General features: G+C 70.4%; 12 protein-coding genes. 6 read left to right on the top strand and 6 right to left on the bottom strand.

Going from position 1 to position 13639, the window contains the following annotated elements:
* Positions 1 to 45 precede the first annotated feature (45 nt).
* Positions 46 to 3507, bottom strand: coding sequence for a bifunctional proline dehydrogenase/L-glutamate gamma-semialdehyde dehydrogenase (locus tag RT309_RS05520; RefSeq protein WP_313355881.1), 3462 nt, complete (start codon positions 3505 to 3507; stop codon positions 46 to 48).
* 91 nt (positions 3508 to 3598) lie between these two features.
* Between RT309_RS05520 and RT309_RS05525 the strand changes: the two genes are divergently transcribed.
* Together RT309_RS05525 and RT309_RS05530 are read left to right on the top strand one after the other, a co-directional pair.
* Positions 3599 to 4492, top strand: a complete 894-nt coding sequence (locus RT309_RS05525) for a LysR family transcriptional regulator (protein WP_313355882.1) — start codon at positions 3599 to 3601, stop codon at positions 4490 to 4492.
* Positions 4493 to 4557: 65 nt separating this feature from the next.
* Positions 4558 to 5202, top strand: a complete 645-nt coding sequence (locus RT309_RS05530; RefSeq protein WP_313355883.1) for a DUF6226 family protein — start codon at positions 4558 to 4560, stop codon at positions 5200 to 5202.
* A gap of 15 nt (positions 5203 to 5217) precedes the next feature.
* Here RT309_RS05530 and RT309_RS05535 read toward each other — a convergent pair whose 3' ends face one another.
* The 5 genes from RT309_RS05535 to RT309_RS05555 all read right to left on the bottom strand — a co-directional run bounded on the left by RT309_RS05535 (position 5218) and on the right by RT309_RS05555 (position 9614).
* Entirely contained in the window at positions 5218 to 6129 is a 912-nt protein-coding gene (locus RT309_RS05535) for a site-specific DNA-methyltransferase (protein ID WP_313355884.1), read from the bottom strand.
* Complete coding sequence (locus RT309_RS05540; RefSeq protein ID WP_313355885.1) at positions 6108 to 7157, bottom strand: biotin/lipoate A/B protein ligase family protein; 1050 nt, start codon at positions 7155 to 7157, stop codon at positions 6108 to 6110. The genes RT309_RS05535 and RT309_RS05540 overlap by 22 nt, the downstream gene beginning before the upstream one ends.
* Before the next feature lie 79 nt (positions 7158 to 7236).
* Positions 7237 to 7944 carry a nicotinamide riboside transporter PnuC gene (gene pnuC / locus RT309_RS05545; RefSeq protein ID WP_313355886.1) on the bottom strand — a complete coding sequence of 236 codons (708 nt, stop codon included), beginning with the start codon at positions 7942 to 7944 and terminating at the stop codon, positions 7237 to 7239.
* A 1-nt stretch (position 7945) separates the two neighbouring features.
* Entirely contained in the window at positions 7946 to 8827 is an 882-nt protein-coding gene (locus RT309_RS05550) for an alpha/beta hydrolase (protein WP_313355887.1), read from the bottom strand.
* Between the two features lie 43 nt (positions 8828 to 8870).
* Positions 8871 to 9614, bottom strand: coding sequence for a copper homeostasis protein CutC (locus RT309_RS05555; RefSeq protein ID WP_313355888.1), 744 nt, complete (start codon positions 9612 to 9614; stop codon positions 8871 to 8873).
* Between the two features lie 97 nt (positions 9615 to 9711).
* Between RT309_RS05555 and RT309_RS05560 the strand changes: the two genes are divergently transcribed.
* The 4 genes from RT309_RS05560 to RT309_RS05575 form a co-directional block, all read left to right on the top strand.
* Positions 9712 to 10143, top strand: a complete 432-nt coding sequence (locus tag RT309_RS05560; RefSeq protein ID WP_313355889.1) for a MarR family transcriptional regulator — start codon at positions 9712 to 9714, stop codon at positions 10141 to 10143.
* Positions 10140 to 11489, top strand: a complete 1350-nt coding sequence (locus RT309_RS05565) for an MFS transporter (protein WP_313355890.1) — start codon at positions 10140 to 10142, stop codon at positions 11487 to 11489. The genes RT309_RS05560 and RT309_RS05565 overlap by 4 nt, the downstream gene beginning before the upstream one ends.
* Before the next feature lie 78 nt (positions 11490 to 11567).
* Complete coding sequence (locus RT309_RS05570; protein ID WP_313355891.1) at positions 11568 to 11912, top strand: hypothetical protein; 345 nt, start codon at positions 11568 to 11570, stop codon at positions 11910 to 11912.
* 29 nt (positions 11913 to 11941) lie between these two features.
* Positions 11942 to 13639, top strand: a 1698-nt coding sequence (locus RT309_RS05575; protein WP_313355892.1) for a BCCT family transporter, incomplete at its 3' end; no start/stop codon positions are given.

Below are 13639 nucleotides of genomic sequence, written 5' to 3' on the forward strand. Positions count from 1 at the left end.
GCCGGCGCGAAGAGCGAAGCGAGCAAGCGCAGCCCGACCCGCGACTCAGCGCACAGGCTCGAGCAGCGGGACGTCGTAGCGGTGCGGGGTGCCGAAGCGGTGCGCGGTGATCGACACGGCCTGCTCGCGCACGAAGGTGAGCATCTCGACGCGGCCGGCCGAGACCACCGGGTTCGCGTAGATCGCCAGGCTCGGCGACCCGTCGACGGCCGTCGCGGTCTCGAGCGCGTCGGCGCCGATCAGGCGCACGCGTCCGCCCGCGGCGGCGAGGCGACGGGCGTGCCCGGCCCAGGCCTGGGCGTCCTCGGTCACCACGACGACATCGTGTGCGCCCAGCCAGGTGACGACCGGCGCGGGCAGAGCGGATGCCGCGCTCACCGTGACCCGTGCGCGCAGACGCGCGCCCGTCGCGGCGACGCGCAGCAGCTCGGCCACACGGTCACCCTCGTAGCGGATCGTGACCGGCAACGCCTGGTAGCGCAGCGCGTTCTGCTCGGTGACGAGGCCGGTGGCATCCCGCACGATGCCGAACTCGGCGGCCAGCGCGTCGATGTCGGTGGCCAGCGCGCCGCGCAGCCACTCGGCGTCGGCACTGTCGACGAGAGCGACGGCCGACGACGCGAGCGCGTCGAGCGACGTGGCCGACTGCACCGGGGCATCCGTCCACTCCGCCAGCCCGACGAGGTAGTTCGGGCCGCCCGCCTTGGACCCGGCACCGACGGCGGCCTTCTTCCAGCCGCCGAACGGCTGGCGCTGCACGATCGCGCCCGTCGTGCCGCGGTTGACGTAGACGTTTCCGGCTTCGATCGAAGCCAGCCACTGCTGCACCTCGTCGACGTCGAGGGAGTGGATGCCGCTGGTCAGGCCGTAGTCGATGTCGTTGACGATGTCGATCGCCTCGGTCAGCGAGTCGGCGGTCATCACGCCGAGCACGGGCCCGAAGTACTCGACCCGGTGGAACTCGCTGCCGCGCTGCACGCCGTCGCGGATGCCGGGGGTCCAGAGCTGGCCGGCCTCGTCGAGCTTCTTCGGCTCCAGCATCCAGGACTGCCCGGGGTGCAGCTCGGTGAGGGCGCCGAGCAGCTTGCCCTCGGCCGGCCCGATCAGCGGTCCGATGCGGTTCGAGCCGTCCTCCGGCGCGCCCACGTCGTACGCGCGCACGGCGTCGATGAGCTGACGACGGAACCGCTCCGACTTCGCGACCGACCCGACGAGCACGACGAGCGAAGCGGCAGAGCACTTCTGGCCGGCGTGACCGAATGCCGAGTACGCGACATCCTTCGCGGCCAGGTCGAGGTCGGCCGACGGCGTGACGATGATGGCGTTCTTGCCGCTGGTCTCGGCGAGCAGCGGCAGGTCGGCGCGGAAGCCGCGGAACAGCTCGGCGGTCTCGTACCCGCCGGTGAGGATGACCCGGCCGACGGCCGGGTCACTGACCAGCTGCTCACCCAGCGAGCGGCCGTCGAGCTGCACGTACTGCAGCACGTCGCGCGGCACTCCGGCCTCCCACAGCGCCTCGACCATCACGGCACCCGAGCGGCGTGCCTGGCGGGCGGGCTTGATGATCACCGGCGAGCCCGTGGCGAGCGCCGACAGGGTGGAGCCGGCGGGGATGGCGACCGGGAAGTTCCACGGCGGGGTGACGACGGTGAGTCCGACGGGCTGCATCACCGCGCCGTCGACCTCGGCGAGCTTCTTGGCGCTCTCGGCGTAGTAGTGCGCGAAGTCGATCGCCTCCGACACCTCGGGGTCGCCCTGCTCGATGATCTTGCCCGCCTCCGAGCCCATGACCTCGAGCAGGTCGGCGCGGCGCGCCTCGAGGATGTCGCCCGCGCGGTGCAGGATCTCGGCGCGACCGGCGGCGCCGAGCGCGCGCCATGCCTCGCCGGATGCCACGGCCGTGGCGATCCGTTCGGAGACCTGCTCGGAGGTGCTGAGCGTGTTGGCGGCGACCGTGTCGTCGCCCAGGGTCGAGCCGGTCATGCGCGAGCGGATCGCGTCGGCCCAGGCGCGGTTGCCTGCCAGCGACGGGTCGGTGTCGGGGGTGTTCTCGAAGCCGTCGCGCGGGGCCGGCGCGGCAGGCGACTGGCGATTCTGCCTGCGGTTCGCGGCAGGCACCTCGGTCGGGACGGTCTGGATGGATGCCAGGAAGCGCTGCTTCTCGCGCTCGAACAGCGCCGGGTCGGTGTCGAGATCGAACACGGCCGACATGAAGTTCTCGTGCGACGCGCCCTCTTCGAGGCGGCGGATCAGGTAGGCGATAGCGACGTCGAACTCGTCGGGGTGCACGACGGGGGTGTACAGCAGCAGCGACCCGACGGTGCGCTTGACGACCTCGGCCTGGGCGGTGGCCATGCCGAGCAGCATCTCGAACTCGACGCCCTCGGTGACACCGCGCTTCTCGGCGAGCAGCCAGGCGAGGGCGATGTCGAACAGGTTGTGGCCGGCGACGCCGATGCGCACGTTGCCGATGTGCTCGGGGCGCAGCGCGTACTCGATCACGGCCTTGTACGACGAGTCGGACTGCTGCTTCGACGACCAGGTCGCGAGCGGCCAGCCGTGGGTCTCGGCGTCGACGGTCTCCATCGGCAGGTTGGCGCCCTTGACGACGCGCACCTTGATCGGCGCTCCGCCCGAGGCGACGCGAGCGGCGGCCCACTCCTGCAGGCGCATCATCGCCGAGAGCGCGTCGGGCAGGTACGCCTGCAGCACGATGCCGGCCTCGAGGCTCTGGAACTCAGGACGGTCGAGGATGCTCGTGAAGACCGCGATCGTGAGGTCGAGGTCCTTGTACTCCTCCATGTCGAGGTTGATGAACTTCTGGGTCCCGGAGCCCGTCGAAAGGCCGCGCGCGGCGATCCGGTACAGCGGCAGCAGCGCCTCGGCGGCGTCGGCGACGGCCTTGTCGAAGGCCCAGGGGCTGTGCGGGGCGACGGTCGAGGAGACCTTGATCGACACGTAGTCGACGTCGTCGCGCTCGAGCAGGCGACGTGTGCCGTCCAGGCGGCGCTTCGCCTCTTCGCGACCGAGGATGGCTTCGCCGAGCAGGTTGATGTTGAGCTTCACGCCCTGCGACTCGCGGATGTGCTTGATCGCCGCACCCAGCTTCTCGTCGCGGGCGTCGACGATGAGGTGGCGCACCATCTGGCGCAGCACGGCGCGTGCCGACGGCACGACGACACCGGGCAGAATGCCTGCGGTCGCACCGCCGAGGCCGATCGCGGCGCGCATCGGCGCGGGAAGGAAGCCCGGCGTCAGCGGCACGAGCTCCTTGAGCTTGGTCGCCGCGACCTTGAGATCTTCGGGGCGCACGACCCCGTCGACGAACCCGACGGTGAAGTCGAGGCCGTTCGGGTCGCGCAGGACTCCCGCGAGACGCTCGCCGGCGGCATCCGTCGGCACGTCGCGACTCTCGACGAGCCACTTCTTCACCAGGGCGACGGCGTCGTCGCCGAGCGCGGCGAGTTCGGCGATGGATGCTTCGGAGGCGGGCGCAGGAGTGCTCATTGTTACAGGATGCCCGGGCCCACCGTACAAGAAAAGCGATCGTTTCTAAACGATAATGTTCGATGAACCCGACGAATCAGAGAGGTCGCACATGTTCGAGCTGAGACGACTCCGCCTGCTGCACGAGCTCGCGCTGCGCGGCACGATCGCCCAGGTCGCTGCCTCGCTGTCGTACTCCCCCTCGACCGTCTCGCAGCAGCTCGCCCTGCTCGAGAAAGAGGCCGGAGTCACGCTGCTCGAACCTGACGGACGCAGGGTGCGTCTGACCCCGCAGGGACGGATGCTGGCCGAGCACGCCGCCCGGGCTCTCGAGCTCGACGAAGAGGCCCGCGCAGCTCTGACGGCGCACGCGGGCTGGGAGCCGGTGCGCATCGCCGCGATGCCCACGGCGGCGCAGACCATCGCACCGGCCGCGCTGACCCTGCTCGCCGAGCGCGCCCCGGGCCTGCGCGTCGAGCTCGCGGAGCTGCCGCCCGAGGAGAGCCTGTTCGAGCTGTGGGCGCGGCGGCTCGACCTGGTGATCGCCGAGCAGTACCCCGGGCAGACCCGCGAGCAGCGCGACGGCGTGGTGCACGAGCTGCTGGGCGAGGATCCGATTCGCATCGTGCTGCCGCCGACCGAGCATCCGCTCTCGCTGTCTGAGCTGCACGACCGGGTGTGGGTGATGGAACCCGAGGGGACCGCCGTGCGGCAGTGGACCGTGCAGCAGTGCCGGGCCGCCGGGTTCGAACCCGACGTGCGCTTCGAGGCGGCCGACCTCACCGCGCATGTCCGCCTGGTGGCATCCGGTCACGCAGTGGGCATGCTGCCCGACCTCATCTGGGGCGACGAGCCCAGCCCGCTCACCGTCGCCGACCTGCCCGACTCCCCCGTGCGCGAGGTCTTCACCGCCGTGCGGGCGGCGTCGCGTGCGCACGAGGCCGTTGATGTCGTGCGCACCGCGCTGCGCGACGCCTTCGCCGCGCACCGCCGCGTCGCACGGTAGACCGCGTCGCACGGTAGACCCGTCGCACGGTAGACCGCGTCGCCGCCCTGCGTGAAGATGGGGGCGTGACCCCCTATCTGCGCCCCGCGATCGAGTCTCCGGTCTTCCGCGACGACGACGGCCACGTGATCGACTACGGGCACAGGTGGCCGGACTCCCCGCCCGACGACACCTACTCGGTCGAGCGCGACACCGAGCGCTTCGCTCCGCTGCACGCGATCGCCGATGCGCTCATCGCCCATCTCGCCAGCACCTACGACGTGCACCTGCGGGAGGGCACCGAGGTCGCCGCCGACCTGCTGCACCCGCACCACGACGTCGTGCGCGCCGTGCGGGTGACGCCGAACGACTCGGCGTGCGCGGCGCTGACCTTCGTGTTCACCGGGTTCCCCGGCATCCTCCTGCATGCCGGGCTGCTGCACGACTTCCGCTACCCGCCCTGTGGATGCGAGGCCTGCGATGAGGAATGGTCGGGCCAGGCCGACGATCTCGAGCGGCAGGTTCTCGCGGTCGTGACCGGCAACTACCGGGAGAGCGTCGGGGGCGGCCGTCGGCCGTGGATCGAATCCGAGACGACGTTCGACAACGGATCGAGCTCGAGCCAGTCCCGTGGCGAGGATGTGCCGGCAGAGCGACGGTCATCCGCGCTCGAGGTGCTCGCCGGCCGCTCAGGGCCCTGGGCCGCGTGGCCCCTGGCACCGATGCGGTGAGTCGGACCGCGCCGGTCAGACCGCGCGCACCTCGGCATGCGGCATCCGCTCGCGCATCACCCGGACCGCCTCCGGGTTGTCGTCGACGAGCACGGCGTCGCGGCCGAGCGCCGATGCGACCGCGCCGGTGGTGCCGGAGCCCGCGAAAAGGTCGAGCACCCGATCGCCCGGCCGGCTCGACGCCTGCACGATGCGGCGCAGGATCCCCTCGGGCTTCTGGGTCGGGTAGCCGGTCTTCTCACGCCCGGTGGTGGGCACGATCGTGTGCCACCACACGTCGGTGGGCAGCTTGCCGCGCGCGGCCTTCTCTGCAGTGACCAGCCCCGGCGCCATGTACGGCTCGCGGTCGACGTCGTCGGCGTTGAACACGTGCTGCCCGGGATTCTTCGCGTAGACCAGGATCGTGTCGTGCTTGGTGGGCCAGCGGGTGCGCGACTTCGCGCCGTAGTCGTACGCCCAGATGAGCTCGTTCAGAAAGCAGTCGCGCCCGAACACGGCATCCATCATCACCTTGGCGTAGTGCGCCTCGCGGTAGTCGAGGTGCAGGTACAGCGTGCCGTCGTCGGCGAGCAGCCGCCAAGCCTCCTCGAGCCGCGGCACGAGGAAGTCGCCGTAGTCGTCGAAGCGGTCGTCGAAGCTGCGCAGCATGCCGCGCACCCGCTCGTACGAGTGCCCGTGGAACCCGTACCGGATCTCCTTCGCCACCTCGAGCGGCTCTGCCTCGGGGGCCTCCGCGTCGGAGGGCACCAGGCGGCGTGCGGTGACGACCTCGCGGCCGCGGGTGCGGCCCGTGTTGAAGGGCGGATCGAGGTAGACGAGGGTGAAGGATCCGGATGCCAGCGACGCGGCGACCTCGAGGTTGTCGCCTTCGATGATCTCGACGGAGCCGGGCTGGGGCGTGCCGGTCACGGCACGCGGTGCAGCCACGCGTCGGTCGCGAACTTGCTCTCGACGAGAGCCTCGGCGGCGGAATACTCATCGGCGGAGATCGAGCCGTCCTCGGCACCGGTGAGCGCACGGAAGGTCGCTTTGAAGCGCTCGATGATCTCGGCGCGCTCCATGCCGGTCTGCGTGCGCAGCGGGTCGACGCGCTTGGCCGCAGACGTGGTGCCCTTGTCGCTGAGCTTCTCGCGGCCGATGCGCAGCACCTCGGTCATCATCTGACCGTCGATGTCGTACGAGATCGTCGCGTGGTGCAGCACGCCTCCGTTCGCCAGCCGCTTCTGCGCGGCGCCGCCGATCTTGCCGGTGGGCGAGGCGATGTCGTTGAGCGGCTGGTAGGTCGCCTCGATGCCGACCGAGCGCAGCGCCTGCAGCACCCAGTCGTCGAGGAAGGCGTACGAGTCGGCGAAGGTCATGCCCTGCACGAGGGATGCGGGCACGTACAGCGAGTAGGTGATGATCTGCCCGGCGGCCATCATCATCGCGCCTCCGCCCGAGATGCGGCGCACGACGTCGAACTCGTGCCTGGCCGCGCCCTCCGGGTCGACCTCGTTGCGGTACGACTGGAACGATCCGATCACGACCGCCGACTCGTCCCATTCCCAGATGCGCAGGGTCGGGCGGCGACGACCTTCCCCCACACGCGATGTGAGCACCTCGTCGAGGGCGAGGTTCATGCGCGGCGAGACCGCCTTCTCGTGCACGATCTCCCAGTCGAAGTCGCGCCAGCCCGGTGCGGTCACCAGCGCGCGACGCACGGCGGTGCCGACGGCCTCCGGAGAGAATCCCAGCAGCTGGGCCCCCTCGGGCAGGGCGGCCCGCACGGCGGCGGCGATCGTGGCGGCATCCGCTTCGACCGGCATCCCCTCGACGGCGGCGTTGATCGCCTCGAGGGCCGTGTCGGGTTCGAGGAAGAAGTCGCCCGCGAGACGGAAGTCGCGGATCAGTCCGTCTGCGACCTCGAGGTCGACGACGACGAGCTTTCCACCGGGAACCTTGTACTCACCATGCACTCTTCGATCTTAACCGCGCGGGCGGGACACCGTCGGGCCCCGGCTCAACCGCGCGGGCGGGGCACCGTCGGGCCCCGGCTCAACCGCGCCCGCCGCGCACGGTCGGGTCGGGCAGGTCGGTGTCGATGCGCGGTTTGTCGGCGCGCGATGCGCGCATCCACACGAAGAAGCCGACGATCGTGAATGCACCGTAGAACAGGTACATGAACGCGGTGGCGTAGTAGCCGGCCGAGAACAGCAGCGGTACGCCCACGGCATCCACCGCCACCCAGATGAGCCAGAACTCGACCCACCCCTTGGCCATCGCCCAGGTCGCCAGCAGCGACCCGACGAACGTCCACGCATCGCTCCACACCGGCTCGTACGATCCGAGCATCCGGAACAGCGGCGTGATCGCCGCCGTCCCGACCAGCAGCGCCGCGATCAGCAGAACGCGCGTGCGCCCCGACGCCCACCGCGGGGTGACGGCGTGGCCCTCGCTGTCGCGGGCCTGACGCCAGCGCACCCAGCCGTACACCGAGACGGCGATGAACATCACCTGACGGCCGGCCTGCCCGAGCAGGTTGGCCGCATGCTCTGTGCCGAACACGCTGCCGACGAAGACGGTGAGCAGCAGCACGTTGCCGACGATGCCGACCGGCCACGCCCACAGCCGCCGGCGCATCGCGCCGAGAGCGCTGGCGAGTCCGAAGACGTTGCCGACCACCTCGCGCACGAGCAGCGACGACGACCCGACGGCGATCTGCGCGTTGAACGCGTCGATCAGCCACTGCAGAACGTCGGCCACCTCAGCCCTGCGCCGGGATGTGCGCGTCGAGCCAGGCCACCAGGTCGGCGCGCACGTCGTCCTGCTGCAGCTCGTTGAACAGCTCATGACGCGCGTCGGGGTAGACGAGCGTCGTCACGTCGGTCAGGCCGGATCGATTGCGGTACGCGTCGGCGAGCTTGTGCACGCTGCGCGGGCCGCCGACCGGGTCGTCGCCGCCGACCATCAGCAGCACCGGGATGCTCTTCGACGAGCTCAGGGACCCGAGCAGGTTCTTCTTCGGCAGTCCGTACAGCCGTGCCGCCTCGATCGGGCCGAAGAGCGTGAGCAACGGCACCTCGGTCGTCAGCGGGTCGTCGCGGAACGCCGGCCAGACCGCCTCGTCGCGCGTGAGCCATTCGAGCCCGTGCGCGTCGGGCCCCTTCCACCGGGCGTTCAGCGGGCGCGGGTTGAGATCGGTCGGAGTCCGCAGGGCGGATCCGGTGAGTACGACCGCGTCGTAGGCCTCGGGATGCCGGTTCAGCAGCATCTGCGCCAGGAACGACCCCCACGAATGGCCCAGAAGGACGAGCGGGAGGTCTCCGCGCTCGGAGCGGATGATCTCGGTGAGCTGCCAGCACGCGTCGACCGCGGCGCGCAGGCCGCCGGGGCCCAGGCGACCGAGCCCCGCCGGACCGCCATGCTGCCGGATGCCCGTGCGGCCGTGCCCGCGGTGGTCGTCGGCGTAGACGTGGAACCCCGCCTCGACGAGCACGTCGATGGTGCGGACGTACCGGCCGGCGTGCTCGCCCACGCCGTGCAGCAGCTGGACCACTCCCCTGGGGGTGCCTGCGGCCTCGTAGACGTCGTAGACGATGGCGATGCCGTGGGCATCGACGAACTCAGCAGTGCGCGGGGTGGCCATGTCCCGAGTCTACGGAGCAGATCCCTCGAGGGCGGTCCGCTCGTCAGACCGCGTGCGACATCGCGAGCGCGTCGACGATCGAGCGCGCGGCGTCGAGGTCGGTGACCTCGTGCCCTCCGACGCCGTCGCTGGCCGAGCCCAGCCGCACGCCACCGTCGACGGTGACCGTGCGCTTGGCCGAGAAGTGCACGGCGTCGACGCCGGTCCCGGCGATGGCGGCGACGTGGGCGGCGGTGATCCCGCTGCCCGCCATCACCTCGATGTCTCCGGCCGCTTCGCGCACGAGAACGCGCAGCACGTCGAGACCGTCGGCCGCGCGCGAGGCGCCTCCCGAGGTGAGCACGCGGCGGAGCCCGATCTCGAGGGCGATACGCAGCGCGGCGACCGGGTCGGGGGTGGTGTCGATCACGCGGTGCAGGGTGACGGATGCACCGTCGGCGGCGTCGCGGAGTCGCGCGAGACCGTCGCGGTCGAGTTCGCCGTTCGCGTCCTGGCATCCGATCACCACGCCGTGTGCGCCCGCGGCGAGCGCGTCGCGCACATCGCGCTCCATGACGGCGAATTCGTCGCGGTCGTAGTGGAAATCGCCGGCGCGGGGGCGGATCAGCACGTGCACCTCGGGCCCGTCCTCGCCGCCCGCTTCGCGCGCAAGCTCGATCGTGCCGCGAGACGGGGTGAGCCCGCCGAGACTGAGCGCCTGCGTCAGCTCGACCCGGGCCGCGCCGATCTCGCGCGCGACGCGCATGCCGGCGGCGTTCTGGACAGCGACTTCGAGATCGAGAGGCATGAGAATTATTCTCGCATTCGCACCGGGTCGACCGCAGGAGCAAGAACAAGATTTTCATCGGGCTCTGCCAGGAAACGTTAGTTAGACTATCTAAGTAGTGACCCCCGACTCAGATGACTCCGCCGCAGAGCTGCGCTACGCGCTGTTCCGCCTCACCCGGCGCCTCCGGTCCGCCCGGGCGGTCGACGCGATGAGCGATGCGCAGCTGGCCACCCTCGGTGCGCTGCGCGTGCACGGACGGCGTACCCTCTCCGGCCTCGCCGAGCACGAGCACGTGACCGCTCCGACCATGAGCGCCACGGTGAACGGACTCGCCGAACTCGGACTCGTGATCCGCGTGCCCGATGAGCACGACCGGCGCCGGGTGTACGTCGAGCTGACCCCCCAGGGCGAGAGCGTCGTGATCGAGACGATCCGCAAACGCAACCGTCTGCTGGCCGACCTCATCGACGCGCAGCGGTTCGACGACGACGAGCTCGCCGTGCTGGACGCCGCTTCGGCCCTGCTGAAGAGGATGGCCGACGCATGAGCGCCTCGTCGGGCATGTTCCGCTCGTTCCGGAATTTCAACTACCGCACGTGGTTCCTCGGCGGTGTCATCTCGAACGTCGGCGGTTGGATGCAGGCCACCGCTCAGGACTGGGTGGTGCTGACCGAGCTCACCGACAACGACGCCACCGCCATGGGAGTCACCATGGCCCTGCAGTTCGGGCCTCCCCTGGTGCTCGTCGGCTTGACCGGCTGGGTGGCCGACCGCTTCGACCGGCGCAAGGTGCTGCTGTGCACCCAGACGGCGCTCCTTCTGCTCGCCCTCGGGGTGGCGGCGTTGCTGCTCACCGGCGTGATGACCCTTCCGCTGATGTTCGTCTTCGCTGCCGCCTTCGGTGTCGCCAACGCGTTCGACGCCCCCGCCAGACAGGCGTTCGTCTCCGACATGGTGAGCCTCGAGGACACCTCCAACGCCGTGGCGCTGAACTCCGCGGCGTTCAACATGGCCCGCCTGGTCGGACCCGCGATCGGGGGCATCCTCATCGTGCTGCTCGGCTCGGGCTGGGTGTTCGTCGCCAACGCCGTCACCTTCCTCGCGATGATCATCGCGCTGACCCTGATCCGGGTCAACGAGCTGACCCCGCGAGTGAAGAGCAGACGCGGCGGCGGCCTCGGCGAGGGTCTTCGCTACGTGAGCGGCCGACCCGATCTCATCGTCGTGTTCGTGATGGTGTTCCTCATCGGCGCGTTCGGCATGAACTTCCCCATCTTCGCGTCGACCATGGCGCTCGAGTTCGGGCGCGACGCCGACGGGTACGGCCTGCTCAGCTCCGTGCTCGCGATCGGCTCGCTGGCCGGCGCCCTGCTCGCGGCTCGCCGCGATCGGGCCCGGGTGCGGGTGCTCGTGATCGCCGCGGGAGGGTTCGGTGTGGCATCCGTCGTCTCTGCCGCCATGCCCACCTACCCGACGTACGCCGCGGTGCTGGTCCTCGTCGGCTTCTCGACGGTCTCGATGCTCACCACCGCCAACGGGTACGTGCAGACCACGACCGACGCGGCGCTGCGCGGCCGCGTGCTGGCGCTCTACATGGCGGTGATCATGGGGTCCACTCCGATCGGCGCTCCGATCGCCGGGTGGATCGTCGACACCTTCTCCGCGCGAACGGCGATCGCCGTCGGCGGCATCGCGGGGATCGTCGCCTTCGGCATCGGCGTGGGGTGGATGCTGTGGTCGGGCCGACTGCGCCGCCGCGACGGACGGCGATTCCGGCTGACGCTCGACGAGACCCGACCCCTGTCCGTCATCCGCGCCATGGATCCCGGCTCGTTCGACGACCACCCCGCCACCCCGATCCGGCTCGCCGACCCCCGCGACGACGAAGACTGAACGGCGGGCGCCCCTGCGCCGGCCACGCACTGTCAAGGGGGTTATCAGCCGCCGGCGTCTGCGCATACCTTCTCGGGCATGAACGAGCAGACTCCGATGTACGGCTCCTCCGACGGTCAGCATCCGCACGTCCCCGGACACGATCCGCTCGGCAGCGGTCTGCCGCGTCAGCAGGACGCCACGCAGGCGGAGCCGGACGCATCAGCCGACGACGCGTCCGACGCCGCCGAAGCCGCCGAAGCCGCCGAAGCCGCCGAAGCCGCCGACGATGCCCGCACCGGACCCGGCGACGACGCTCCCGAATCCGTCGGCGACGGTGCCCCGCTCGGCGGCGACGAGAACACCGAAGAGCAGCTGACGGCCGACACGGCCGTCGAGCGCGACGCGCTCAAGTCGCTCGACCCCGACGACACACCCGCGTGACCCCGCCGGATCCCGGTACCGTGAGCGGCATGGGCGAAAGCAGAGAGATGTCGGATCCGAGCGCTGCCTCCGATCCGCGCACCCCGCAGGTGCTCCGGTGGGTCTTCTGGCCGGCCGCCATCATCGTCCTCGCATTCGCGCTGTTCGCCCTGCTGCTGCCCGGTGTCGCCGAGACGGCGTTCCAGGCGGTGCAGACGAGCATCGTCAACGCGTTCAACTGGTACTACGTGCTGATCGCCGCGTTCTTCGTCGCGTTCTGCCTGTTCATGGGCTTCAGCCGATTCGGCGACATCAAGCTCGGCCGCGACGACGAAGAGCCGGAGTTCTCGGCGATGAGCTGGTTCGCGCTGCTGTTCGCCGCGGGCATGGGCATCGGGCTCGTGTTCTACGGCGTCAGCGAGCCGCTCTCGCACTTCACGAACCCGCGCCCCGGGGTCGAGGGCACGCCCGCCCAGCTCGCGCAGGCGGCGCTGGGCCAGACCTATCTGCACTGGGGCGTGCACGCCTGGTCGATCTACGTCGTGATCGGCCTCGCGCTCGCCTACGCCATCCACCGCCGCCGTCGTCCGATCTCGATCCGCTGGACCCTCGAGCCACTGCTCGGCAAGAAGGTCGAGGGCGGCTGGGGCCACGCGATCGACGTGATCGCCCTGGTCGGCACGCTGTTCGGCGTCGCCACCTCGCTGGGTCTCGGCGTGCTCCAGATGAGCGCCGGTCTGCACTCGGCCGGCATCGCCGACCCTGACGAGACGACCCAGGTGATCCTCATCCTGATCATCTCGGTCTTCGTGCTCATGTCGGTGCTGTCGGGCGTGACCAAGGGCATGAAGTGGCTCTCGAACGCGAACCTCGTGCTCGCGGGCATCCTCGTCCTCTACCTGCTGGTGATGGGACCCACCGAGTTCCTGCTGCGCGATTTCGTGCAGTCGATCGGGTACTACGTGCAGAACTTCGTCGGACTCTCGTTCAACGTCAGCGCCTATCAGGGCACTGCGGGAGAGCAGTGGCAGGCCTCGTGGACCTCGTTCTACTGGGGCTGGTGGATCTCGTGGGCGCCGTTCGTCGGCATCTTCATCGCGCGGGTCTCGAAGGGCCGCACGGTGCGCGAGTTCGTGGTCGGCGTGATCCTCGTGCCGACGCTGCTCGGCATCCTGTGGTTCGCCGTGCTCGGCGGATCCGCCCTCGCCCTCGAACTCAGGGAGCCCGGCACGCTCACCGGTGCCGACGGGACGGTCGATCTGCAGGGCGCCCTGTTCGCCCTGCTGCAGAACGTGCCGGGGTCGACGATCGTGAGCATCGGCGCGATCCTGCTCCTGGCGATCTTCTTCATCACCTCCGCCGACTCCGGCGCGCTGGTGATGGGCATGATCGCCACCGGCGGCGAGCCGGAGCCCAAGCGCTGGATCCGCGTCTTCTTCGTCGCGGTCACCGCGCTGCTCGCCATCGCGCTGCTGCTCTCGGGCGGGCTGACGGCCCTGCAGACGGCCGCCATCACGATCGCGCTGCCGTTCAGCGTGGTCATGCTGCTGATGTGCTGGTCGACGGTGGTCGCCTTCAGCCGTGAGCGCCGTGCGTACGCGAAGGCCGAGCGGGCCCAGTTCATCGACAAGATCGGCGACTACTACGGGCTCGAGGTCGAGGCGCACGACGCCACGGGGGTGTTCGGCGCCCAGCCGCGCTGGGTGCGCCGCGTGCAGCGCACGTTCCGGCTGCCCGTGGCGCCGGCC

It is taken from the genome of Microbacterium sp. (assembly GCF_032084865.1).
In the GTDB taxonomy this organism is placed as follows: Bacteria; Actinomycetota; Actinomycetes; order Actinomycetales; family Microbacteriaceae; genus Microbacterium.

What these genes read in the sequence shown, in the direction of transcription:
- RT309_RS05525 (WP_313355882.1), top strand. Translation starts at nt 3,599, where the DNA reads ATGTTCGAGCTGAGACGACTCCGCCTGCTGCACGAGCTCGCGCTGCGC.
- RT309_RS05565 (WP_313355890.1), top strand. Translation starts at nt 10,140, where the DNA reads ATGAGCGCCTCGTCGGGCATGTTCCGCTCGTTCCGGAATTTCAACTAC.
- RT309_RS05550 (WP_313355887.1), bottom strand. Translation starts at nt 8,827, where the DNA reads ATGGCCACCCCGCGCACTGCTGAGTTCGTCGATGCCCACGGCATCGCC.
- RT309_RS05555 (WP_313355888.1), bottom strand. Translation starts at nt 9,614, where the DNA reads ATGCCTCTCGATCTCGAAGTCGCTGTCCAGAACGCCGCCGGCATGCGC.
- RT309_RS05570 (WP_313355891.1), top strand. Translation starts at nt 11,568, where the DNA reads ATGAACGAGCAGACTCCGATGTACGGCTCCTCCGACGGTCAGCATCCG.
- RT309_RS05520 (WP_313355881.1), bottom strand. Translation starts at nt 3,507, where the DNA reads ATGAGCACTCCTGCGCCCGCCTCCGAAGCATCCATCGCCGAACTCGCC.